General features: G+C 73.4%; 24 protein-coding genes. 11 read left to right on the forward strand and 13 right to left on the reverse strand.

What is annotated here, in order from left to right; all coding sequences use genetic code 11:
• The first annotated feature begins 32 nt into the window (after positions 1-32).
• Positions 33-839, forward strand: a complete 807-nt coding sequence (locus ID804_RS07485) for a ParA family protein (RefSeq protein ID WP_169078570.1) — start codon at positions 33-35, stop codon at positions 837-839.
• Positions 840-939: 100 nt separating this feature from the next.
• Here the strand turns inward: ID804_RS07485 and ID804_RS07490 are convergent, their stop codons facing one another.
• The 4 genes from ID804_RS07490 to ID804_RS07505 all read right to left on the reverse strand — a co-directional run bounded on the left by ID804_RS07490 (position 940) and on the right by ID804_RS07505 (position 3,440).
• Positions 940-1,482 carry a MerR family transcriptional regulator gene (locus tag ID804_RS07490; RefSeq protein ID WP_169078572.1) on the reverse strand — a complete coding sequence of 181 codons (543 nt, stop codon included), beginning with the start codon at positions 1,480-1,482 and terminating at the stop codon, positions 940-942.
• A 107-nt stretch (positions 1,483-1,589) separates the two neighbouring features.
• Entirely contained in the window at positions 1,590-2,300 is a 711-nt protein-coding gene (gene ftsR, locus ID804_RS07495; protein ID WP_169078574.1) for a transcriptional regulator FtsR, read from the reverse strand.
• A complete protein-coding gene (locus ID804_RS07500) occupies positions 2,300-2,791 on the reverse strand; it encodes an FHA domain-containing protein (RefSeq protein ID WP_169078576.1) in 492 nt (163 codons plus the stop codon). Before ID804_RS07500 ends, ftsR begins: the two co-directional genes overlap by 1 nt.
• On the reverse strand, positions 2,784-3,440 hold the full coding sequence (locus tag ID804_RS07505) for a CDP-alcohol phosphatidyltransferase family protein (protein ID WP_317451216.1): 657 nt from the start codon (positions 3,438-3,440) through the stop codon (positions 2,784-2,786). The genes ID804_RS07500 and ID804_RS07505 overlap by 8 nt, the downstream gene beginning before the upstream one ends.
• A gap of 70 nt (positions 3,441-3,510) precedes the next feature.
• On the opposite strand from ID804_RS07505, the gene ID804_RS07510 reads away from it, so the two are divergent.
• Positions 3,511-3,981, forward strand: a complete 471-nt coding sequence (locus ID804_RS07510; RefSeq protein WP_169078578.1) for a hypothetical protein — start codon at positions 3,511-3,513, stop codon at positions 3,979-3,981.
• A 7-nt stretch (positions 3,982-3,988) separates the two neighbouring features.
• On the opposite strand, the gene ID804_RS07515 is transcribed toward ID804_RS07510, so the two are convergent.
• Both ID804_RS07515 and ID804_RS07520 read right to left on the reverse strand, forming a co-directional pair.
• Positions 3,989-4,747, reverse strand: coding sequence for an SDR family NAD(P)-dependent oxidoreductase (locus ID804_RS07515; protein ID WP_169078580.1), 759 nt, complete (start codon positions 4,745-4,747; stop codon positions 3,989-3,991).
• 4 nt (positions 4,748-4,751) lie between these two features.
• A complete protein-coding gene (locus tag ID804_RS07520) occupies positions 4,752-6,119 on the reverse strand; it encodes a glucose-6-phosphate dehydrogenase (protein ID WP_169078582.1) in 1,368 nt (455 codons plus the stop codon).
• Positions 6,120-6,159: 40 nt separating this feature from the next.
• Here ID804_RS07520 and ID804_RS07525 point away from each other — a divergent pair, with 40 nt between their 5' ends.
• Together ID804_RS07525 and ID804_RS07530 are read left to right on the forward strand one after the other, a co-directional pair.
• Positions 6,160-8,004 (forward strand): glycoside hydrolase family 15 protein, encoded by a 1,845-nt coding sequence (locus tag ID804_RS07525; protein ID WP_396790176.1) that lies wholly within the window; start codon positions 6,160-6,162, stop codon positions 8,002-8,004.
• Positions 8,005-8,008: 4 nt separating this feature from the next.
• A complete protein-coding gene (locus tag ID804_RS07530; protein ID WP_169078586.1) occupies positions 8,009-8,983 on the forward strand; it encodes a DNA topoisomerase IB in 975 nt (324 codons plus the stop codon).
• A 43-nt stretch (positions 8,984-9,026) separates the two neighbouring features.
• Here ID804_RS07530 and ID804_RS07535 read toward each other — a convergent pair whose 3' ends face one another.
• A complete protein-coding gene (locus ID804_RS07535; RefSeq protein WP_169078588.1) occupies positions 9,027-9,455 on the reverse strand; it encodes a DUF6098 family protein in 429 nt (142 codons plus the stop codon).
• 83 nt (positions 9,456-9,538) lie between these two features.
• Between ID804_RS07535 and ID804_RS07540 the strand changes: the two genes are divergently transcribed.
• A complete protein-coding gene (locus ID804_RS07540; RefSeq protein ID WP_317451217.1) occupies positions 9,539-9,922 on the forward strand; it encodes an RNA-binding S4 domain-containing protein in 384 nt (127 codons plus the stop codon).
• A 22-nt stretch (positions 9,923-9,944) separates the two neighbouring features.
• Here the strand turns inward: ID804_RS07540 and ID804_RS07545 are convergent, their stop codons facing one another.
• From ID804_RS07545 to ID804_RS07555, 3 genes are all read right to left on the reverse strand, one after another.
• Entirely contained in the window at positions 9,945-10,901 is a 957-nt protein-coding gene (locus ID804_RS07545) for an L-lactate dehydrogenase (RefSeq protein ID WP_169078591.1), read from the reverse strand.
• 97 nt (positions 10,902-10,998) lie between these two features.
• A complete protein-coding gene (locus ID804_RS07550) occupies positions 10,999-11,292 on the reverse strand; it encodes a Fe-S cluster assembly protein HesB (protein ID WP_223158993.1) in 294 nt (97 codons plus the stop codon).
• A 118-nt stretch (positions 11,293-11,410) separates the two neighbouring features.
• A complete protein-coding gene (locus ID804_RS07555) occupies positions 11,411-13,441 on the reverse strand; it encodes an ATP-binding protein (protein ID WP_169078592.1) in 2,031 nt (676 codons plus the stop codon).
• 103 nt (positions 13,442-13,544) lie between these two features.
• Between ID804_RS07555 and ID804_RS07560 the strand changes: the two genes are divergently transcribed.
• Genes ID804_RS07560 through ID804_RS07580 form a run of 5 tightly spaced genes read left to right on the forward strand, consistent with a single transcriptional unit; the run spans position 13,545 to position 18,284 of the window.
• On the forward strand, positions 13,545-13,916 hold the full coding sequence (locus ID804_RS07560) for a response regulator transcription factor (protein WP_169078595.1): 372 nt from the start codon (positions 13,545-13,547) through the stop codon (positions 13,914-13,916).
• On the forward strand, positions 13,913-14,755 hold the full coding sequence (locus tag ID804_RS07565; RefSeq protein WP_169078598.1) for a HEAT repeat domain-containing protein: 843 nt from the start codon (positions 13,913-13,915) through the stop codon (positions 14,753-14,755). The genes ID804_RS07560 and ID804_RS07565 overlap by 4 nt, the downstream gene beginning before the upstream one ends.
• Positions 14,752-16,221, forward strand: a complete 1,470-nt coding sequence (locus ID804_RS07570) for a glycosyltransferase family 2 protein (RefSeq protein WP_169078600.1) — start codon at positions 14,752-14,754, stop codon at positions 16,219-16,221. The genes ID804_RS07565 and ID804_RS07570 overlap by 4 nt, the downstream gene beginning before the upstream one ends.
• A gap of 9 nt (positions 16,222-16,230) precedes the next feature.
• Positions 16,231-16,926, forward strand: a complete 696-nt coding sequence (locus tag ID804_RS07575) for a hypothetical protein (protein WP_169078602.1) — start codon at positions 16,231-16,233, stop codon at positions 16,924-16,926.
• The gene (locus ID804_RS07580) at positions 16,923-18,284 is read left to right on the forward strand and encodes an FAD-binding oxidoreductase (RefSeq protein ID WP_317451218.1); all 1,362 of its coding nucleotides are present in this window, start codon (positions 16,923-16,925) and stop codon (positions 18,282-18,284) included. The genes ID804_RS07575 and ID804_RS07580 overlap by 4 nt, the downstream gene beginning before the upstream one ends.
• Before the next feature lie 33 nt (positions 18,285-18,317).
• Here the strand turns inward: ID804_RS07580 and ID804_RS07585 are convergent, their stop codons facing one another.
• Positions 18,318-18,464, reverse strand: coding sequence for a flavodoxin domain-containing protein (locus ID804_RS07585; RefSeq protein WP_169078604.1), 147 nt, complete (start codon positions 18,462-18,464; stop codon positions 18,318-18,320).
• Between the two features lie 80 nt (positions 18,465-18,544).
• Here ID804_RS07585 and ID804_RS07590 point away from each other — a divergent pair, with 80 nt between their 5' ends.
• A complete protein-coding gene (locus ID804_RS07590) occupies positions 18,545-19,432 on the forward strand; it encodes an EI24 domain-containing protein (protein ID WP_317451219.1) in 888 nt (295 codons plus the stop codon).
• Here the strand turns inward: ID804_RS07590 and ID804_RS07595 are convergent.
• Together ID804_RS07595 and ID804_RS07600 are read right to left on the reverse strand one after the other, a co-directional pair.
• The gene (locus ID804_RS07595; RefSeq protein ID WP_169078606.1) at positions 19,393-20,079 is read right to left on the reverse strand and encodes a response regulator; all 687 of its coding nucleotides are present in this window, start codon (positions 20,077-20,079) and stop codon (positions 19,393-19,395) included. The two genes, ID804_RS07590 and ID804_RS07595, sit on opposite strands and share 40 nt — an antisense overlap.
• Positions 20,076-21,356 carry a sensor histidine kinase gene (locus tag ID804_RS07600; RefSeq protein ID WP_169078608.1) on the reverse strand — a complete coding sequence of 427 codons (1,281 nt, stop codon included), beginning with the start codon at positions 21,354-21,356 and terminating at the stop codon, positions 20,076-20,078. Before ID804_RS07600 ends, ID804_RS07595 begins: the two co-directional genes overlap by 4 nt.
• Positions 21,357-21,400 lie beyond the last annotated feature (44 nt).

A 21,400-nucleotide genomic window follows, 5' to 3' on the forward strand; every position in this document is an offset into this window, starting at 1 on the left:
CCTCAAGACTAGTGAAGGTAGGGTCGTTGATCGTGCACGTACTGAGCATCAGCTCCCTCAAGGGAGGCGTGGGGAAGACCACGGTGACGCTCGGGCTGGCATCCGCGGCCTTCTCCCGCGGCTTGCGAACGCTCGTCGTCGACCTCGACCCGCAGTCCGACGCCTCGACCGGGATGGACATCCAGGTGGCCGGCCGCCTCAACGTCGCCGACGTGCTCGCCTCCCCGAAGGAGAAGACGGTGCGGCAGGCGATCGCCCCCTCCGGGTGGACCCGCGGCCGCTCCGGCACCGTCGACGTGCTCATCGGCAGCCCCAGTGCGATCAACTACGACGGCCCGCACCCGAGCATCCGCGAGATCTGGAAGCTCGAGGAGGCCCTCGCGCACGTCGAGAGCGACTACGACCTCGTGCTCATCGACTGCGCGCCCTCGCTCAACGCGCTGACCCGCACGGCATGGGCGGCGAGCGACCGCGTCGTCGTGGTCACCGAGCCCGGCCTGTTCTCGGTCGCGGCCGCTGATCGGGCGCTGCGCGCGATCGAGGAGATCCGTCGCGGTCTCTCCCCCCGCCTCCAGCCGCTCGGCATCATCGTCAATCGCGCGCGCGTGCAGAGCCTCGAGCACCAGTTCCGCATCAAGGAGCTGCGCGATATGTTCGGCCCGCTCGTGCTCGCCCCGCAGCTGCCCGAGCGCACCTCGCTGCAGCAGGCGCAGGGCGCCGCGAAGCCCCTGCACATCTGGCCGGGCGAGAGCGCGCAGGAGATGGCGCGCAACTTCGACCAGCTGCTGGAGCGCATCATGCGCACGGGCCGGCTCGGCGAGTACGCGCAGGCCCGCTGAGCCGACGACGCGTCGGTCTCGGGCGCGCGGCGCCCAGCGGGCGGATGCCCAGCGCGCGCTCGTCGACGTCTCGACGCCGCGCCGCCGCTGGGGTCGGGCGCTAGCTCGCGCGCGTGGCGCGACGAGCGGCGAGCTCGTCGGCGGGGTCGGCCGCAGCCGAGGAGTCGAGGTCGACGAGCGAGCTCTCGACCTCGCGCAGCACCTTGCCGACGGCGATGCCGAAGACGCCCTGGCCGCGGCTGACCAAGTCGATGACCTCGTCGTCGGACGTGCACAGGTACACGCTCGCGCCGTCGCTCATGAGGGTGGTCTGGGCGAGGTCGTTGACCCCGGCCTCCCGGAGCTGGTTGACGGCCGTGCGGATCTGCTGGAGCGAGATGCCGGTGTCGAGCAGTCGCTTGACGAGCTTGAGCACGAGGATGTCACGGAAGCCGTAGAGGCGCTGCGTGCCGGAGCCGGCCGCACCGCGCACGGTGGGCTCGACGAGCTGCGTGCGCGCCCAGTAGTCGAGCTGGCGGTAGGAGATGCCGGCGGCGCGAGCGGCGACGGCGCCGCGGTAGCCGGCCTGGTCGTCGAGCTCGGGCAGCCCGTCGGTAAAGAGCAGGCCGAGGTCGTACCGTTCGCCGCGGCTGACGTCGCTCATGGCCTCTACCTAACCTTCATCGTTAACGTGACACTTTCGGTCACGCCCCCAGACTAGCGAGCCTCACGACTGCCGTCGTCGACCTCCGGTGCGGCGTGTCGGCCCTGCTACGACTGTAGCCGCCCGAGGGCCGAACGGATCAGACTCGATCGCACGATCTCGAGCTGACCGGCGATCTCGAGCGCCAGTTCGGCCGCCCGCGCGCGGGAGGAGGGGTCATTGCGACGCGAGACCGGGATGAGCGCGCTCTCGATGAGACCCAGCTCGCGCTCGGCCGCTGCGCGGAACCCGCGCAGGTGCCGCGGCTCGATGCCCGAGCGCTGCAGCTCGACGAGCGCCTTCAGCACCTGCAGCGCCTCATCGCCGTACGTGTCGGCCGGGGCGATGAGGGATGCGCTGACCGCGTCGCCCAGGAGCGCCGTCGTCGCTCCCGCCTCGCGGACGAGCTCGTCGCGGCTGAAGCGGCGCTCGGTGGCGAGCATCGAGGGCGCGGGCACGGCGCCGCCGAGCGGCAGCTGCGGCGCGCGGCCGGCGTCGAGCTCGTCGAGGTAGCCGCGGATGACCTTGAGCGGGAGGTAGTGGTCGCGCTGCATCGTGAGCACGAAGCGCAGTCGGTCGATGTCGGCGGGCGAGAACTTGCGGTAGCCCGACTCGGTGCGCGACGGGGAGACCAGCTGACGCTCCTCCAGGAAGCGCAGCTTGGAGGGCGTGAGGTCGGGGAACTCGGGGCTGAGCTTGGCGAGCACCTGCCCGATGCTCAGGAGCGAGGCCGTCGAGGCTGCGGGGCGGCGTTCGGCGGCGGTGGAGCGCGACGCCACTACGCGACCGGGCGGCGGTCGGCGCGCGACGCGTAGAAGGTGAGGCGGAACTTGCCGACCTGCACCTCGGAGCCGTCGACGAGGGCCATGGGGCCGTCGGCGCGCTCACCGTTGAAGAAGAGGCCGTTGAGCGAGCCGAGGTCGCGGACGGTGAAGCTCGTGCCCTCGCGGCGGAACTCCGCGTGCTTGCGCGAGACCGTCACGTCGTCGAGGAAGATGTCGGCGTCAGGGTGACGACCAGCGATCGTGACGTCGGCGTCGAGCAGGAAGCGGGCCCCCGTGTTCGGGCCACGGCGGACGATGAGGAGCGCGGAGCCGGAGGGCAGAGCGGCGATGGCCTCCTGCTCCTCGACTGAGACGCCGGCCTCCATCGCGGCGAGCTGCGCGACGAAGTCGGGACCGTAGTGCACGGTCGTCTCGGACGAGTTGTACGCGGGCGCAGCGGTCTGCCCCTCGCCCTCGGCGGGGTGGGCGGACGGGTGCTCAGCCATGGTCGGACCTCCTCAGGGAGTTCAGCGTATCCGATGCCGCGGAGCCGCCCTCCGGCCGATTCCCCACCAGTTCGAGGGTCTGTCGCAGGTAGAGCGCACCGGCCCACCAATAGAGGAACGCGCCCCACAGCGCGAAGGCCCAGCCGATCGGGTCGGAGACCGCCCGGATGTCGGGGAAGGCCTGCCCGAGCACGAGGATCGGCAGCGCGTAGAACAGCGCGAAGGTCGCGAACTTGCCCAGGTGATGCACGGGCAGCGGCCCGTAGCGGTGCTGCGCGAGCACCACCCCGAGCACGACGAGCATGACGTCGCGGCCGACGATGACCGCCACGAGCCACCACGGCACGACCTCGCGCACGGCGAGGGCGAACACCGCGGCGAAGATGAACAGGCGGTCGGCAGCGGGGTCGAGCAGCTGCCCGAGCCGCGTGATCTGCCCGAAACGGCGGGCGATGATGCCGTCGACGTAATCGGAGACGCTCGAGAAGACGATCACGAGCAGGGCCGCGACATCCTGCCCCGTGAGCACGAGCACAAGGAACACCGGCACAAGCGCGAGCCGCAGGGCGCTCAGGGCGTTCGGCACGGTCAGCACACGCGTGCTGACCTGCGGGCGGATCGCCTCGGGCCGCGCATCCGCTTCGGTCACGCTGACAGTGTAATGACGCACGGTGCGTCAGATGCGGCGGATGCTCGGGGCCGGGGTTAGTCTGCCGCGCATGTCGTGCATCCGCTTCAACACCCCCGCGCAGCGCCGGCAGCTCGCCGAGAGCGCCCCCGTCATGACGAGCTCACCGGACCCGGTGGCGCAGTTCCTCTCGCCGAGCGTGACGGAGTCGAAGATCGCGCGCATCCGTCGGCTCGCGAGCGACCCCAACCCGAAGATCCGCGAGAGCGCGGCGCTGTCGTACCACGCCCCCGTCGAGGTGTACGCGACCCTCGCGAAGGACGCCGTCGCGAGCGTGCGCGCGTGCGTCGCGCGCAACGAGCACACGCCGTGCGACATCCTGCGCGAGCTCGCGAGCGACCCGGACGAGACGGTGCGCGGCTGGGTCGCCATCAACTACTTCGTGCCCGCCGACGCCATGGAGCGCCTCGCGGAGGACGACAGCGAGACCGTGCGCCGGCTCGTGGCCTGGAAGGCGCAGCTCGCCGCGGAAGCCGACGCGCCGCAGCCCGTCGGGGTCTAGCCGGCCCTCAGTCGTTCGGCGCGAGACTGCCCGCCGCCGCAACGCGCGCCGGCAGGATGCGCGCGAGGCCCGCGACGACCTTGTACCGCAGGGTCGGGATCGACACCGAGCGGCCCCGGTCGATGTCGCGCAGCGCGAGCCGCACGAGGTCGCGCACGTCGAGCCAGAGGAACGCGGGGATGCCGTCGGTGCTCACGCCCATGCGCTCGTGGAACTCGGTGCGGGTGAAGCCCGGCGCGACCGCCGTGACGCTCACACCGCGGCGTCGGTACCGCAGGTTCGCCCACCGTGCGAACGAGACGCCCCACGCCTTGGCGGCGCCGTAGCTGCCGCGAGGGGTGAAGGCCGCGACGCTCGAAATCAGCACGATGCGGCCGCGACGGCGAGCGAGCATCCCCTGCATCGCGGTGTGCGTGAGCCGCAGCGGCACGCCGACGTGCAGGTCGAGGTGGCGCACCTCGTCGTCGAGCGACGACGCGGCGAAGTCGGTCACGAGGCCGTGTCCGGCGTTGTTGACGAGCAGATCGACAGGATGCGCGTCGTCGCGCAGGCGGGCCTCGACCGCGGCGACGCCCGGCTCGGTGACCAGGTCGGCCTCGATCGTCTCGACCTCGACGCCGTGCTCGCCGCGCAGGAAGTCGGCCGTGCGCTGGAGGCGGTCGGCGTCGCGGGCGACGAGCACGAGGTCGGTGCCGCGCGCGGCGAGCTGGCGGGCGAACTCGGCGCCGATGCCGGCGGTCGCGCCCGTGATGAGAGCGGTCGTCATGCGGCTACGGTAGCGGCGCCCAGCCCTCCGGGCCCTGCGAGCCGGCGGGGTACGACTGCAGCGGCACCCGATCGGCGCGCCACGCCTCGAGCACCGGCTCGACGATGCGCCAGCACTCCTCGGCGACCTCGCCCGCGACTGTGAAGGTCGCATCGCCCGCGAGCACGTCGCCGAGCACCTCGCCGTAGGGCTCGAGCGCACCCGCCGCGAAGGCCGCGGTCAGCGCAACGCGCGAGAGCACCGAGGGGTCGCCCTCGCCGGTGATGTCGAGGTCGATCGCGAGGCGCTCCGGCGCGAGGTCGATCGTGATCGCCGGCGCGCCCGGCGCCGCCGAGATGCCGCGCGGCAGGTGGGCGGGCTCGCGCAGCACGGCGCGCACGTGGGCCGCCGTCGCGCCGAGAGCCTTGCCGCTGCGCAGCACGATCGGCACGTCGGCCCAGCGCGGCGTGGCGACGTCGACCACGAGCTCGGCGAGGGTCTCGGTGCCGCGGGCCGCGTCGACGCCCTCCTCGTCGGCGTAGTCGGGCACGCGTCGGCCCTCGACCTCGCCGGCGGTGTAGCGCGCCCGCCGGCTCGAGACGAGCGGGTCGTCGCCGCGCACGCGGGTCGCGCGCAGGGCCTGCAGCATCGCGCCGTGCAGGTCAGCGGGGTCGAGGCTCGACGGCAGCTCCATGGTGGCGAGGGCGAGCACGAGCAGCAGGTGGCTCTGGATCATGTCGACGAGCGCGCCCGCCCCGTCGTAGTAGCCGGCGCGCCCCTCGAGGGCGAGCGACTCGTCGAAGACGATCTCGAGCCGCTCGACGCTGTCGCGGTTCCAGACCGACTCGATGACACGGTTCGCGGCGCGCAGACCGATGAGGTTCGCGACCGTCGACATGCCGAGGAAGTGGTCGATGCGGAACACGCGTTCCTGCGGCAGCAGGGCGGCGAGGCGCTCGTTGAGGGCCGCGGCGCTCGCGGCGTCGACGCCGAACGGCTTCTCGAGCGCGAGCTGCGTGCCGTCGGGCAGCTCAACGGCGGCGAGCGCGGCGACGGTGTCGAGCGCGACCGAGGGCGGCAGGGCCAGGTACAGCAGCGGCGGGGCGGTCGCGGCGGCGAGCAGGGCGCGCAGGGCATCCGCGTCGGTCGCGTCGGTGCGCACATATCGGGCCCGCTCGAGGATGCTCGGCAGCGCCTCGCCCGCCCGCTCGGCCATCGTGCGGCCCAGCAGGTCGCGCCAGTCGTCGTCGCTCCAGTCGGAGCCGCCCGCCCCGATGAGCTGGAGCCGCGGAGCGCGGCCGAGCCCGACGAGGCTCGCGAGGCCGGGCAGCAGGAGGCGCTCGGCGAGGTCGCCCGTCGCGCCGAGGACGATGATCGTGCGGTCGGTGGGCATCCCCCCACGCTAGGCGGGCGACGGGTGCGACCGGCCGGATGTGCACGAAGCTCGGAGGAAGCTCAGGTTGGCTGGGAGCATGCCCGACGCCATCGAGGACTACGCGCTCATCGGCGACCTCCACACCGCCGCCCTCGTCAGCCGCTCCGGCGCGATCGACTGGCTGTGCCTGCCGCGATTTGACTCGCCGTCGGTGTTCGGCGCCCTGCTCGGCGACGAGGGGCACGGCCAGTGGCTGCTGCGACCGGTCGGCGAGGCGGAGTGCGTCGAGCGCCGCTACGAGGAGGACACCTTCGTGCTCGTCACGCGGTGGCGCACGCCGACGGGCGAGATCGAGGTGACCGATCTCATGCCGCTGCGCGACCGCCGGGCCGACCTCGTGCGGCGCGTGCGCGGCGTGCGCGGCGAGGTGCGCGTCGAGCAGCAGCTGCGGATCCGCTTCGACTACGCGAGCGCGATGCCGTGGGTGCGGCAGACGGGGACGGAGGAGCATCCCTCGCTCGTGGCGATCGCCGGCCCCGACGCGATCGTCGTGCGCGGGCCGCGCTTCCGGCCCGTCGACCACGCGCACCGCGCCGAGACGGTCGTGCGCGAGGGCGAGGTCGTCGACACGGTGCTGACCTGGTTCCCGTCGCACCGCGCGACACCGCCGCCGCTCGAGGTCGACGAGCAGCTGGACCGCACGCGCCGCTGGTGGCGCGACTGGGCGAGGCCGTGCGCCACCGCGGGGGCCTACGACGCGCACGTGCGGCGCTCGCTGCTGGTGCTGCGCGCCCTCACGCACGAGGACACCGGCGGCATCGTCGCCGCCCCCACGACGAGCCTGCCGGAGGACCTCGGCGGCAGCCGCAACTGGGACTACCGCTACGTCTGGCTGCGGGATGCCGCGCTCACGCTCGAATCGCTCATGCTGCACGGCTACGGCGAGGAGGCCGCCGACTGGCGCGACTGGCTGCTGCGGGCCATCGCCGGCGACTTCGACGACCTGCAGATCATGTACGGCCTCGCGGGCGAGCGCCGCCTCACCGAGGTGGAGCTCGACTCGCTGCCCGGCTATCGCGGCTCGAGCCCGGTGCGCGTCGGCAACGGGGCGTTCACGCAGTTCCAGGGCGACATCTTCGGCGAGGTCATGATCGCGCTCGACCAGGCGCGGGGGCTCGGCGTCGAGGAGGACGACGTCTCGTGGGCGCTGCAGACCGAGCTGCTGCGCTATGCCGAGCGGCACCTGGATCGGCGCGACAACGGCATCTGGGAGATCCGCGGACCGCACCGCACCTTCGTGCACTCGCGGGCGATGTTGTGGGCGGCGTTCGACCGCGGCGTGCACGCGGTGCGCGAGCACGGGCTCTCGGGCGACGCCGAGCACTGGGCGAGCATCCGCGATCGGCTGCGCGTCGAGATCGAGCAGCACGGGGTCGCCGAGGGCGGCTGGTTCCGGCAGCACTACGAGACCGACGAGGTCGACGCCTCGCTGCTGCAGCTGGCGCACATCGGCTTCGTCGCCTACGACGACCCGCGGATGCTCGCCACGGTCGACCGCATCGAGCGCACGCTGCTGCGCGGCGGGCTGCCCCTGCGCTATCGCACCGAGTCGGGGGTCGACGGGCTGCCCGGCGACGAGCATCCGTTCCTCGCCTGCGCGTTCTGGCTCGTCGAGAACCTCGCCCACGGCGGCCGACTCGCCGACGCCGAAGCCCTCATGGATCGGCTGGTCGGGCTCGCGAACGACGTCGGCCTGCTCTCGGAAGAATTCGACGTCGAGCACGACCGGCACATGGGCAACACCCCGCAGGCGCTCTCGCACCTCGCGCTCGTGCGCGCAGCGGACGCGATCGCGACGGCGCGCAAGAGGGTGCCGCAGTCGGTGCCGGCTCGGGCATCCTGACTGGATGCGACTGCGACGCTCCTCCCCCGACGGCCCCGGCATCCGCCGGCTGCGGCACGGCAGGGGCTTCCGGTACGTGGATGCCCGGGGCCGAGCGGTCTCGGATGCGGAGGTGCGTCGACGCATCGCCGCCCTCGCGATCCCGCCGGCGTGGAACGAGGTGTGGATCTGCCCGGACGAGCGGGGCCACGTGCAGGCCATGGGCGTCGACGCCGACGGCCGACGCCAGTACCGCTACCACGAGGAGTGGACGCGCAGGGCGGGGGTGCGGAAGTTCGCGCGGGTGCGCGAGCTCGCCGCCGCGACGACCGCGATGCGCGCGCGCGTGACGCGCGACCTGCGCGGCGACGACCCGCAGGCGCGGGCGCTCGCGATCGCGGCCCGCATCATCGACGCGCTCGGCGTGCGCGTCGGCGAGGAGCGCTACGCGCTCGAGCGCGGCACGATCGGCGCGCTCACCCTCGCCTGGGAGCACGTGCGCATCCACGGCGACCGCACCGCGTTCGACTTCCCCGCGAAGTCTGGCGTGCGCTGGGAGGCGGAGCACGTCGACGTCGACCTCGCCGCCGCGCTGCGGGCGGCCCGCTCAGCCCGCGGGCCCGCGGACGAGCGGGCGGAGCGGCTCACGGAGTGGATCGACGCCGCCGGCGTGCACCGCGTGCACTCGGCCCAGCTGACCGCGTACCTGCAGCAGGCGACCGGATGCTCGATCACGCCGAAGGACCTCCGCACGCTGCTCGGCTCGCGCCTCGCGGCCGAGCACCTGGCCCGGTGCGGGCCCGCGGCGACGAAGAAGGAGCAGGAGCGGGCCATCCGGGAGGCGGTCGTCGCCGTGTCGGAGGGGCTGCGCAACACGCCCGCGGTCGCGCGCAGCTCGTACATCGACCCGCTCGTCATCGAGCGCTACCGCCGCGGGCGCACCGCCGCGCTCAGCCGCGGGCGGGTGAGCGATGCGGCGCTAGTCGAGCTGCTGAGCTGACCGGCGCCGGCGAGAACGCCGTCTCCCGGCGTCGCAGCCTCGGTCACTCGTCCTCCGGCCCCTGCCGGGCGTCGAACGCCTGCTGGTACCGCTGCTCCGCCTCGTCGAGGGCGAGCAGATCGATCACCCCGAGCACCTCGACGTCGGCGAGCAGCGGCTCGCAGTCGGGGCCGCGGCCCACCTGCCGGCCGGCGAGCACGAACGCGCGCCGGTCATCCTCGCCATCGTCGGCCAGGTGGCGGTACTGGCACAGCTGCCGCGCGATCCAGTCGCCGAGGGGGCGCGACCACCACGCCTCGGCGCCGAGCGGATTCACCGAGAGGCCCGGCAGCTCGAGCCCGCTCTCGGTGTCGAGGCTGCCGCGGCCGCCCTCCGTGCGGGGGTCAGCCCCGTAGCGCACGCAGGCCTCCGGATGCTCGCGCACGAGACGCTCGACCTCGTCGAGCGAGCGCAGCCGCGGTGTGCCGGTCATGCCGCCGACGCTAGGCCGCTGCTCGAGCCGCGACGACCGGCTTGACAGTCGCCGCGCTGCTCGCCGCGTCTACCCTGGTCGCTGTGAGCCCCGCCCCGACCCCCACTACCGCGCGCGTCGACCAGTGGGTGTGGGCGATCAGGCTCTACTCGACGCGCTCGGCGGCGACCGCGGCGTGCAAGGCGGGCCACGTGAAGATCAACGGCGCGACGGCGAAGCCGGCGCAGACCGTCAAGGTCGGCGACGTCGTGCGCGCCTACACCGCCGGCGGCGAGCGCATCGTCGCCGTGACCGGCCTCATCGTGAAGCGCACGAGCGCGACCATCGCGCAGCAGCACTACGACGACCGCACTCCCCCGCCGCCGCCGAAGGAGGAGCGGGTGCTCGACATCGTGCGCGAGCGCGGCGCCGGCCGGCCCACCAAGCGGGATCGGCGGCTCATCGAGCGCTGGCGCGGGCGGGAGTAAGGCATCCGCCGCCCCCGGGGTCTCAGTCGAGGCCGAGCGAGGCGAGCGATCGGCGGATGGCCTCGGCGCTCGCCTGCAGCGCCCGCTCCTCGTCGTCGGAGAACGGGACGTCGATGACGCGCGAGACGCCGCCGGCATCGACGATGCTCGGCACCGAGAGGGCCACGCCGCTGACCCCGTGGTAGCCGTCGAGCACGCTGCTGACCGGCAGCACCGCCTTCTCGTCGCGCAGCACCGCCTCGACGATGCGTGCTCCGGAGAGGCCGATCGCGTAGTTCGTCGCACCCTTGCCGGCGATCACCGTGTAGGCCGCGTTCTTGACCTCGTCGGCGATCGCGTCGAGCTCGTCGGTCGACAGCACCGCCCCGTGCTCGTCGCGCCACTCGCGGATCGGGATCGGACCGATGCGCGACTGCGACCACAGCGGGAACTCGCTGTCGCCGTGCTCGCCCACGATCGCCGCGTGCACGCTCGACGGCGCCACCCCGAGGCGCTCGGCCAGCCGCCAGCGCAACCGGGAGGAATCGAGCACGGTGCCGCTGGAGAACACCCGGGCCGGGTCGAGCCCGCTGAAGCGCTGCGCGGCGACGGCGAGCACGTCGCACGGGTTCGTCACGAGCATGAACACGGCGTGCGGGGCGCGCGCGACGAGCTCGGGCATGAGCTCGCGCAGGATGCCGACGTTCGTCGCCGCGAGGTCGAGGCGGCTCTGGCCGGGGTGCTGCTTCGCGCCGGCGGTGACGACGACCATGTTGGCGCCCTCGACGACGTCGAGGTCGCCGCCGCCGGTGATGCGGCTCGACCCGGTGAACGGGGTGCCGTGGGCCAGATCGAGCACCTCTGCCTCGGCGCGGGCGGCGTCGAGGTCGTAGAGCGCGACCTCGCGGGCGGAGCCCCGGATGAGGGCGGCGTAGGCGAGCGAGGAGCCGACGGCTCCTGCGCCGATGACGGCGAGGCGGGAGTTCTCGATCACGGGCATGGCTCGACTCTGGCAGAGATCGAGCGCGCGCGGGCTGGCCGCGCACGACGACGGCCGCACCCTGAACCGAGGGTGCGGCCGTCGCGGATACGAAGGGCTAGAGCCCCTGCTGGTCGCCGATCGCGAAGCGAACGGCTCCCTCGTCGCTCACCTGAGCGTCGAGGATCTTGTCGTCGAGCGCGACCGAGGCGTGCTGCTCGAGGAACACGCGGGCGCTGCCGGCCTCGACGACGTGGTCGCCGGGCAGGGGCGCGGGCTCGACGGTGACGGCGAACTCGTTGCGCTGCCCCGCGCCGTCGATGCGCAGGCCCGCGCTCTGCGGATCGGCCTGGCGCGAGACGAGGCTCTCGATGACGGTGCTGGCGGTCGGCGTCAGTGTGAGCATGAGCATGCCCCTTCCTGTTGTCGGTCGTCGAGCCAGCCACGATGCCGAGAATGCACAGCGACATCAACCCGTGCGCCGCCATTGCCAGGCGACTCACACGGGTCGTTCCGGAGCCTTTGCGGTGTCAGGCGTGCGGCTCGAGGTCGCGCGCCCGCGCGAGCCGGATGACGAAGGTGCTACCCGAGACGCCGTCGCTCTCCACGAGCACCGACCCCCCGATGCCCTCGAGCAGGGTGCGCACGATCGAGAGGCCGAGGCCCGTGCCGGGGGTGGCGTTCGCCGTCGCGTCCTCCGTGCGATAGAAGCGGTCGAACACGCGCTCCTGATCGGCGGGCAGGATGCCCGGCCCCTGATCGCGCACGAACAGCTCCACGGCGACGTCGTCGGCGAGCGCGCTCACCGCGACGGTACCGCCGTCGGGCGAGAACTTCACGGCGTTGCCGACGATGTTCGTCAGCACGCGCGTCACCGCGTCCTCTGTGCCGATGACCTCCGGCAGCGCCGCAGCCGACTCCTCGATGACGATCTGCACGCGGCGGGCCGCCGCGACGGGGCGCAGGTCGTCCGCGACGTCGTCGAGGATCGGCGACACCGCGAGCGGGTGCGGGTCGTCGACCGAGTCGGCCGCGCGCTTCGCCGCCGACAGCAGCTCCTCCACCCGCTCCTGCAGACGCCCGGCGTTGCGTGTGATGGTGTCGACGAATCGCCGCTGCATCGGGTCGAGTTCCGTCTCCTCCAGCGTCTCGGCGTAGCCGACGATGCTCGCGAGCGGCGTGCGCAGCTCGTGGCTGATCGAGGCGACGAAGTCGTCCTTCTGGCGGGAGAGCTCCTGGTACTGCGTCGCGAGGGCGCGCTCGCGCTCGACGAGGGCGCGCAGGCGGCGATCCTCGCGGCGTCGCTCGGTGATGTCGGTGAGCTCGACGGAGATGATGTCGCCGGCCTCCCCGGCGCCTCGCTCCATCGAGACGTCGGCGTCGGCTCGACCGTTGAAGGCGTCGAGCACGAGCTCGCCGCGCCACCCGCTCGCCCCCTGCGAGACGGCGAGCAGACCTGGAACGAGCGGATGGTCGGCGGGAAGGGCGATGTTGATGTCGGAGGAACCGGCGAAGAACGGGTTCGACGGGTCCATGCCGAGCGCGCGCAGACCATGGTCGTTGGCCTGGAGCACGACGAAGCTGTCGCCGAGGCGCTCCACGAGCAGGAAGGCGGTCTGCGCCTGTTCGACCGCTCGACGCAGGATGCGGTCCTGCGCGACCGCGCGGTCCGCGACCATCTCGCTCTCAACCCGCTTCGACCAGAGCACGATCGTCGACCCCGCGAAGACCGCCAGATAGGCACTGAGGAGGACGATCGATCCTCGTGGCGACCCCAGCGTGGCACCGAAAGGTCCCCAGCCGAAGGCGGTCACGACCGCGGTGTAAATCGAGACCACGACGAGCTGGCTCACGATGGTAAGGGCCGAGAGACGCAGGGCTGCCCAGGCGAACAGCGGCAGCGGGAGGAACGCGAGCGGCAGCGAGTTCCCCGGGGAGAACACGACACCGATCGCGAGCGCGAGAAGCGCCCACTGCACGGCGGTCTCGAGCGAGCGCGCCCGCCCGCCGTGGTCCGACTGGGCGAAGGCGAGCGGAGTGACGACGAGCAGCGCGACGGCGTGCGCGGCGAACGAGTCGATCGCGACGGCGTCGGGGCCGTTCATGCCGATCGCCGCGCGGTAGGCGCTGACACCCGCGCTGAAGACGAGTGCCGAGAGGAACACGGCCGCCACGAACCGCAGCGAACGCTTCAGCGTGTCCAGCCGCATGAGGGCCCGACCGGGGCTCGCGACCGCGCACAGCACGCCCAACTCGACGATACGGAGCGCCGCCGTCACGAGCGCGAAGTCGAAGGGTCTGCCCACGAGGAGGTTGCCCGTCATGATCGCGAGGCTGCCCAGCACGATGAAGCCCCACCGCCAGCGACCGCTCGTCATGAGGGCGAGCGCACCGGCGATGCCGACCGCCGGCGCCCACGGTGCGGTGCGCCCCGGTTCGTCCAGCAGCACAGCCGAAGCGGCCGAGCTCGCCGTCGTCGCCACGATCGCCAGGACGAGGGCGAGCGCTCGCGCACGGCCGCTCCACCGTCGGGAACGCGCCGCCAGACTCGCACCGACCATGGCGCCCTCCTCTGCTCCGAAGCATTATCGTCAAAGCGGGGAGCACGCCGACGGCGTGACACGGCGGCGTCGCAGCCGTCGACCACCGAACGGGGGTAGGCACGTGGCACGCATTCTGGTCGCCGACGACGATCAGGACCTCAACGATCTCGTGACGATGAAGCTCGAAGCCGCGGGGCACGAGGTGCTGAGCGCGATCGACGGCGAGACCGCGCTCTCACTCGCGACCGGCGAGCGCCCCGACCTCATCGTGCTCGACTGGATGCTGCCGCGCCGCAACGGTCTCGAGGTCTGCCGCGAGGTGCGGTCGGATCCGACGCTCGCCGGCACGCGCATCCTCATGCTGACCGCGCGGGCGCAGGAGGTCGACGTCGAGCGCGCCTTCGCCGCCGGCGCTGAGGAGTACATCACCAAGCCCTTCAGTCCACGCGAGCTGCTGCTGCGGGTCACGACACTGCTGTCGCGAGCGCGATGATCGCACTGCTCATCGCGACCGCGGCGGCCGCCGGCCTGTGCCTGACGCTGCTCGTGGTCGTGCTCGTGGTGCGCGCGCGCATCGCGCGGCTCGACGCCCGCTCCCGCGGGCAGCGCACCGAGGTGTCGGGCATCCTGCGCGCCCTGCTCGTGGAGGAGGGTGACGCGCCCGCGCCGCGCCGGGAGTCCACGCTGCACGCCGTGGCGTCGGTGGTCGCGCGCGTGCACGGCGAGGACCGAGAGGCGCTGCAGCGCTGGCTCGAGCGGCACGGCGCGGTCGAGCTCGCCCGACGGGGCATGCGGGCTCGTCAGCCGCTCGAGCGCGCGCGCGGCATCCGTCTCTACGTGCGCACCACGCCGACCCCCTCGTCGCAGCTGATGGGGCGGATGCTCGACGACCCCGACCCGCGGGTGCGCGCCGTGGCGGCCCTGGAGTGGGGTTCGACGGGCTCGAGCGACGCCATCGCGCCCGTGCTCGCCGCCGCCTGCCGCGACGACCTCCGGCTGCCACCGCTCGTCGCCTCGATCGCGATCATGCGCTGCCGCCTGCTCGACGTCGGCGAGCTGCATGCGGCGTGGAGCACGCGGGATCCGGATGGCTTGCGCGTCGCACTCGGCACGGGCAGCGCCGCCGGGCTGGCCGGAGTTGCGCCTCACGCGATCGCGGCGCTCGACCACGACGACGCGCTCGTGCGCATCGCCGCCGCCGACGCACTGCGCCGAGTCGGCACGCGGCGCGCGCTCGAGCCGCTCTTGGCTCGCGCCCAGCAGGAGAGCAACGCGATCGCGCGCCGGCACCTCGACGAGACCATCGTCGCCCTCGGCGGGAGTGCGCGATGATCCACACCGGCCTCCTCGATCCGGGCTTCGTCGCCGTGCTCGAGTCGAGCTTCGTCGCGATCACCATCGGGTTCGGCATCTACTTCGGTCTCTATCAGCTCACCTACCTGCTCATCGTCGTGCGCGCGATCGGCTCGATCGCCGAGGAGCGTCGCTGGGCGTCCGACGAGTTGCTCTCCGGCACATTCGCGAGCCCCCTCACCCCCGGGGTCAGCGTGCTCGTGCCGGCCCACAACGAGAGCGCGGGATCGATCGCGTGCGTGGAGTCGCTGCTGCGTCTGCAGTACCCGAAGGTGCAGGTGATCGTCGTCGACGACGGCTCGACCGACGGCACATCGGAGGTGCTACGGGAGCACTTCCCGATGACCCTCACGGACGAGGAGCCGCTCTCGCCGATTGAGGTGCAGGGCGAGATCGAGAGCGTGCACCGGTTCGAGGGCCACGATGCCCTGCTGGTGCGCAAGCGCTCGGTCGGGCGCCGTGCCGACGCCGTGAACGCGGCCCTGCGCTTCGCGCGGCACGAGCTCGTGTGCATGATCGACGGCGACTCGATCCTCTCGCCGACCGCCCTGCTGCGCGTCGTGCAGCCCTTCATCGACGACCCGACGGTCGTCGCCACCGGGGGCATCGTGCGCCCGGCCAACGGGGTGACGCTCATCGAGGCGGAGGTGGACCGGGTGGAGATGCCGCGCCGCTTCATCGAACGCATCCAGGTGCTCGAGTACCTGCGGGCCTTCCTCGTCGGACGAGCCGGCTGGTCGGCGATCAAGGGGCTGCTCATCATTTCGGGAGCGTTCGGCGTCTTCCGGCGCGACACGCTCGTCGAGCTCGGTGGCCTCGACGCCGAGAGCCTCGCGGAGGACGCGGAGCTCGTCGTTGCCGCCCATCGCCACCACCGCACGGAGCGCGAGCCGTACCGCATCGTGTTCGTGGCCGACCCGGTGTGCTGGACGGAGGTGCCGGCGACATGGTCGGCCGTCTCGCGGCAGCGCAAGCGCTGGGCTCAAGGGCTCGGCGAGCTGCTGCGCGGGTGCCGCGACATGATGCTCCGGCCGCGCTACGGCTCTCTCGGGCTCGTGACGCTTCCGTACTTCTGGCTCTTCGAGCAGTGGGGGGCGCCGCTGGTTGGCGTCGCGATGATCGTCACGGCCCTCGCCGGGCTTTTCGGTTTCATCCCGTGGCTCGCCATCGGTCTTGCGCTGCTCATCTCGTACCTCGTCGCCGTCGCGACCTCGCTGCTCGCGATCGCCATCGAGCTCGGCGCGACGAGCGACTACCGAACCGGGAGGTCGATGCGTCTCCTCATCGGCACGGCACTGCTCGAGCCGATCCTCTTCTACCTGCCGCACGCGCTCTGGCGCTCGATCGGGCTGTGGCGGGCAATCCGGTCGACGCCGTCGGAGTGGGGCGCGCAGCAGCGCGCCGGCTTCGCGCAGCGCGCGGAGGCTCCCGGGCAGGCGGCGTAGCATCTCCGCGTGAGCGACGACGCAGCGAGAGCGGATGCCCGGCCCGACGAGGCGCGGCCCCCCGAGTTCGACCAGCCGATACGGCCGCCTCGCCCCGTCTCCGTGCTGCAGTCGCTGTTGTTCGGCGCGCTGCTCGCCACCGTGATCGGCGGCCTCGCCTTCCAGCTCGGGCTCGGCGACACCTCGTTCGACCGCCCCGGCCAGGTGGTGCTGCTGTTCGTCGACGTAGCCCCCGTGCTGTGGTTCGTGGCTGCGCCGCTCATCGTGCACGCGCTGCGCTGGCGCGCGATCGATCAGCGGCTGCGCTGGGTGCTCGTCGCCGCCATGGTCGCCTCCGCCGTCTCGATCGGGGCGCGGATGCTCGTCTCGGGTGAGCCGTTGGCCTCGACGCTGCTCGACCCGTTCACGGCAGCCTTCACGCTCTGGATCGCCGCCGCCGCCCAGTGGACACGCACGCGGGTGAAGCGGCTCGCCGCCGGCACCGACCGCGGCATCACGATCGTCGGCATGGCCCTCGGGTTCGGCGTCGCCGCCGTCGGCATCGCGCTCGGCACGCTGCGCCTCGTGCTCGTCGGGCCGGAGACCCTGCCCGGGCAGATCCCGGAGGCGTCAACGGCCTCGCCCACGACCGCGCTGCTCGTCGCGGCGACGTTCGCGATGATCGCGGGCCTGTTCTGGCTCACCGACCGCACGCGCAACCGGTGAGCGGGCATCCCGCGCTCGACGCCCTGCGGTCGGCGCTCGGCGACGCGGTCTCGACCGAGGCCGGCGAGCTCGAGGCGATGCGCTCCGACTACTCGGGGCTGCGGCGCGAGGGCACCCCGCTCGCGATCGTGCACGCCCGCACGGCCGGCGACGTGCAGGCCGCGCTGCGCATCGCGAGCGAGCACCGACTGCCGGTCGTGCCACGCGGCGCCGGCACGGGGCTCACCGGCGGGGCGATGGGCGGCGCCGGCGAGCTCGTGCTGTCAACCGCCCGCATGACGCGCGTTCTCGAGATCTCGCCCGCCGACCAGCTCGCCGTCGTCGAGCCGGGCGTCATCAACGCCGACCTGAACGCCCAGCTCGCACCGCACGGGCTGTTCTTCGCCCCCGACCCAGCCAGCCGGGCGATCTCGACCATCGGCGGCAACATCGCCACCAACGCCGGCGGCCTGCTGTGCGCCAAGTACGGCGTCACGCGCGAGGCGGTGCTGGGCCTGAAGGTCGTGCTCGCCGACGGCACGCTGCTCGAGCTCGGCCACCGCACCGTCAAGGGCGTCACGGGCCTCGACCTCACCGCGCTCATGATCGGCTCGGAGGGCACGCTCGGCATCGTCGTCGAGGCGACGCTCAAGCTCGTGCCGCTGCCGACGGGATCGCCGGCGACCATCGGCGCGTACTTCCCCTCCGTCGTCGCCGCGGCCGCCGCATCCGCCGCCATCACGGCCGAGCGGCTGCGCCCCGCCGCGATGGAGCTCATCGACGAGGTCGCGCTCGCGCGCATCCTGCGCCACCTCGGCCTGCCCGAGCGCGCCCCCGGCAGCGCCTACCTGCTCGTGCAGACCGACGGCGCGAGCGCCCTCGCCGAGGCCGAGCGGGCCCTGCAGCTCGTGCGCGAGCACGGCGGCGAGGCGAGTCTGACGACCGACGTCGACGAGGGCGAGCGGATGCTCGCCGTGCGCCGCGCGTTCCACCCGGCCATGGCGGCCACCGGCGGAGTGCTCATCGAGGACGTCGCCGTGCCCCGCTCGGCACTGCCGGCGATGCTCGCCGAGATCCGCGCCATCGGCGCGCGGTTCGGGCTCGAGATCCCGACCGTCGCGCACGCCGGCGACGGCAACCTGCACCCCAACTTCCTGTTCACCGGCGACGAGCCGCCCGCGGCGGTGTGGGAGGCCGCGGGCGAGCTGTTCCGGGCGGCCGTGCGGCTGGGCGGCACCCTCACGGGCGAGCACGGCGTCGGCACCCTCAAGCGGCAGTGGCTCGAGGAGGAGCTCGGCGCGCCGCAGCTGCAGCTGCAGCGGCGCATCAAGGCGGTGTTCGACCCGCTCGGGATCCTGAACCCCGGGAAGGTGTTCTAGGGGCGCGCGGCCGGCGGCACGTGCGCCGCCAGGTCACGACCTCACGTCCAGCGTGCGGGGCGCCTGCGCGACGCTCACCACGAGCGCCTCGACGCGCTCGTCGCGGAGCCCGGCCGCGACGGCGTGCGCGACCTGCTCGGTGTTGCCCCAGTGCGACTCGAACACCACGAGCACGGTCATGCCGTGAGGGTAAGCCCGCGCGACGCGGGCCAGCAGGGCCGAAGGTCCCGGTGGCGAGGTGCGCTCACTAGGGTGATCGGGTGGCCCGAGACCGAGCATCCGCCCCGCGACAGCGCGATCGGCGCGATCGCCGCGATCGGCGCGTCGAGCGGCAGGGCCGCAGTCGACCCGGTGTGGTCGCCGAGCTGCTCGGCGGCGCACGCCTTCTGTGGCGAGGCTTCGGGCTCTGGCGCACGAGGCCCGGCGTCATGGCGCTCGGCATGGTTCCCGCGGCGATCGTGCTCGCGGTCGTGGTGCTCGCGGTCAGCCTGCTGGCGGCCAACCTGTCGGGCATCGCCGCGTGGCTCACCCCCTTCGCCGACGCGTGGGGCGAGGCCGAGCGCGAGTTCGTGCGCGGCGCCGCCGGCGCCATCGTCGTCGTCGGCGTGCTCGTACTCGCCTTCTACACGTTCACCACCCTCACGCTCATCGTCGGCGACCCCTTCTACGAGCGCATCTGGCGCCGCGCCGAGACCGACCTCGGTGACTTCGAGCCCGCCCCGGTCGGCTTCTGGCGCTCGGTCGGCGAGAGCGTGCTGCTCGTTCTGCGCGCGGTCGGCTACGGCCTCCTGACGTTCGCGGCCGGGCTCGTGCCCGTCGTGGGCTCGGTGCTCGGCCCGGTGACCGGGGCGCTGCTGGGCGGCCACCTGCTCGCGCGCGAGCTGACGCAGCGGCCGTTCCAGGCGAGGGGGCTGCGAGGGGATGCTCGGCGCCGCCTGCTGCGCGGCTCGCGCGCCCGCGAGCTCGGGTTCGGCGTCATGACGCAGCTGTGCTTCCTCGTGCCGGGCGGTGCGATCGTCGTCATGCCCGCCGCCGTCGTCGGCTCGACGCTCCTCGCGCGCGAGCTGCTGGGCCGCGCGGCGGCGCGCGACGCCGCGACGATGACGACTCAGCCGGAGGGCGGTGCCGCCTCGGGCGCGAGCCCGTGACGGTGGGCGACGATGACGAGCTGCACGCGGTCGCGCAGCTCGAGCTTCGCGAGCACCGAGCTCAGGTGGGTCTTCACCGTCGACTCGCTCAGGTGCAGTCGCGCCCCGATCTCGGCGTTCGTGAGCCCGCTCGCGGCGAGGTCGAAGACGCCGCGCTCGCGCTCGGTGAGCGCATCGAACCCCGCCGGCGGCGGCGGCAGCAGCGGCGCGCTGGGCTGCAGCAGCGACGCCAGGTCGCCGGTCGAGGCGACGGCGCCGCCGCCGTGCACGCTGCGGATCGCGGCGATGAGCAGCTCGGGGCTCGCATCCTTGAGCAGGAAGCCGCTCGCGCCGTAGCGGATGGCGGCCCGCGCGCTCTCGTCCAGCGAGAAGGTGGTGAGCACGATGACGCGCAGCGGCGAGCGTCGCGCCGCCGCCCGGCCGGGGCTCAGCAGTCGACGGGTGGCCTCGACGCCGTCCATCTCCGGCATCCGCAGGTCCATGAGCACGACGTCGGCCTCGGTGCCGTCGAGCAGGGCGAGCGCCTCGGCGCCCGTGCCCGCCTGGCCGACGACGGTCAGGTCGGGCTGCGCGTCGACGGCTGCGGCGACCCCGCTGCGGAAGAGCGGCTGGTCGTCGACGAGCGCGACGCGGATCGTCTCGGTCACGCGGGCGCCCCCGCTTCGACCGGCTGCAGGGGGATGCTCGCGCGCGCGACGAAGCCCTCGCCGGTCCGCTCGGTGCGCAGCCGGCCCCCGATCGCGGCGAGGCGGTCGCGGACGCCGCCGAGTCCCCGCCCCTCCGGCGCGGCGGCCGCGCCGTCGGCTGCGGTGGCTCCGGCAGCTCCGGCCGCGCCGTCCGCCACGGCGTTCGTGACGACGATCTCGAGCTCGGCGGCCGAGTAGTGCCGCACGATCGTGATCGCACCGGCCGGGTCGCCGTGCTTGAGCGCGTTGGTGAGCAGTTCCTGCGCCACGCGGTAGGCCGCGACGCTCGCCTCCTCGCCGAGCGGGCGGGCGTCGCCCGTGACGCTCGAGGCGACGCCGGGCCTCGCCGCAGCGACCTCCCCGACGAGCTCGTCGAGGTCCGGCAGCGCGGCGGCCTCCACCGGGGTCGTCCGCTCGAGCACACGGCGCACATCGGCGAGGGAGCGTCGAGCCGTCTCGGCGATCGTCGCGGTCACGGCCTCGGCCGCGGCCGAGGCTGGGTCGTGCCGGCCGTCCGCGGCCTCGGCGCCGTCGCGCAGGAAGCGCAGCGACTCCGCCTGGGCGATGATGACCGCGAGGGAGTGCCCGACGATGTCGTGCACGTCGCGCGCGAGCTCGGTGCGGGCGCGCTCGAGCTCGGCGATCTGCTGCGCCCGGCGAGCCTCGACCTCAGCCTCGGCACGACGCTCGCGCGCCTCCCGGGCGGCGCCGAGCGTGCGCACGAGGAGACCGAGCAGCCACGGCACGGCGAGGGCCGCCCCCACGAGCGCGACGAAGGCGAGCAGCTGCGTGACGGGGCTGCCGCCGAACGCGAAGGGGAAGACCAGCGTCGCCCACGATTCGATCGCGAGGAGGTACCCGATGGCGATGACCGCGCCGACGCCCGCCGAGAGGCCCGCGAGGCGCAGCACGCGCGGCGAGCCGTGGCGTGCGGTCGAGTACAGCACGACGAGCAGGCCCAGCTGCGCTGCGGCGACGTCGAGCACAGCCGCCAGGTGCACGAGGGTCGAGACCCAGGCGAGCGCGAGGGAGACGCCCGGCCGCACGCGACGCACGGCGATCGCCGCCGCGAGTAGCAGCGCCGACGCGGCGAACGCCGCGCGCCACACCGGGTCGGGCGGCGAGGCCTCGGTCGCGCTCAGCGGACCGAGCCACAGCACTAGGCCGCCGAACACGAGCGCGCCCAGGCCGTCGGCGAGCAGCGTCGCACCGGTGCGGCGCTGTCGCGGGGCGGTCATGTCACCAGTCTGCCCGCGACCGGCGCGCCGGGCATCCGCCGCTC

Origin of the sequence: Microcella alkalica, assembly GCF_014595885.1 — a bacterium.
Lineage (GTDB): Bacteria > Actinomycetota > Actinomycetes > Actinomycetales > Microbacteriaceae > Microcella > Microcella alkaliphila_B.